The sequence below is a fragment of the Streptomyces sp. NRRL F-5135 genome, from assembly GCF_000719775.1.
Taxonomy (GTDB): domain Bacteria; phylum Actinomycetota; class Actinomycetes; order Streptomycetales; family Streptomycetaceae; genus Streptomyces; species Streptomyces hebeiensis.
Genome location: NZ_JOHR01000055.1, coordinates 1 through 1,079, shown reverse-complemented (window position 1 = coordinate 1,079; position 1,079 = coordinate 1). Strand labels below are relative to the sequence as shown.

Here is a 1,079-nt window from a genome sequence, read left to right as displayed (position 1 = left end):
CGGAGGCGAGTACGGGGGCGGCGGAGGCGTGTTGAGACCGCTGCCGATCCCGTCCGGGAGATCGGACGAGACGGTCGTGTTCGGGAGGGGGGCCGGACCCGGCGTGAAGAGGTCGCTCTTCACCGTCGTGCCCTTGGCGTTCGGACCGCCCGGGCTCACGTACGGGTGCTGGTACCGGACCCGACGAAGGTCTCCCACTTGAACTCCCACTTGTCGTAGAAGGCCCCGTTGATGATGACCTCGGCCGCGCTCTCCGCGGTACCCCCGACCACGAAGGCGGTGACGACCACCGGCGGACCGTTCACCAGCCCCTTGAACAGCAGACTGTCCCGGTTGATCTTGAACTTGTCGAACACATCCCCGAGGAGGTCCTTGAAGAAGTTCTTGACCGGCTTCAGGATCTTCTCGAGGAACTCCATGAAACCGGCGGTGAGCGCACCGAACGCCGCCGCGACCCCGACGTCGAACCAGTCCACCCCGCCGGGCCTGCGGCCACCGGTGTTCAGACCCATCTGCGCCAGCCGGACCGCCAGCGTCTGCATGGCCTCCTGAATCGCCTCCCCGAGGGTCGGCGCGATGTGCGACATCCGCACCAGCCGGTCGACGATCATCAGGACCGCCAGCTTGCTCCGGGCTCTCGCCAGGAACATCTGCGACACCGACGCACCACCGGTGAACGCCAGCAGCGCCGCCAGGAGGGCCAGCTCCGCGATCAGCATGATGATCTCGGAGATGATCTCCCACTTCGACCCCTGGATGTTCTGCGAGTATTCGATCTGACCGTTGGCCATCTCGTCCAGCTGAAAAAGCAGCTTCTGGACGGGGTCGCCGCCGCCGGGCATATCCGTGAGCATCCGCACACTCTCGATGTACGGCTGCGCCACCTCCGGCGGCAACGCCTCCTCGACCATCTGAATCGTCTCCCGCGCGGCAGAGCGCAGGTCGATCAGACCCCTCTGAAGGGCAAGGTAGAGATTACGACTTTCCCACGCCAGATTCTCCCTGGCCTGCAAAGGCATTTCGCCCAGCAGGATCCAGAGCATCGTCCGGACGTCCGGCGGAAAGTCGATCTCCTCCAC

Annotated in this window: 1 pseudogene; it reads right to left on the bottom strand. The window is 65.1% G+C overall.

The window, feature by feature from the left end:
* Window positions 1–155 precede the first annotated feature (155 nt).
* Window positions 156–1,079, bottom strand: a pseudogene (locus IG02_RS0135430) (hypothetical protein); the annotation flags it as partial.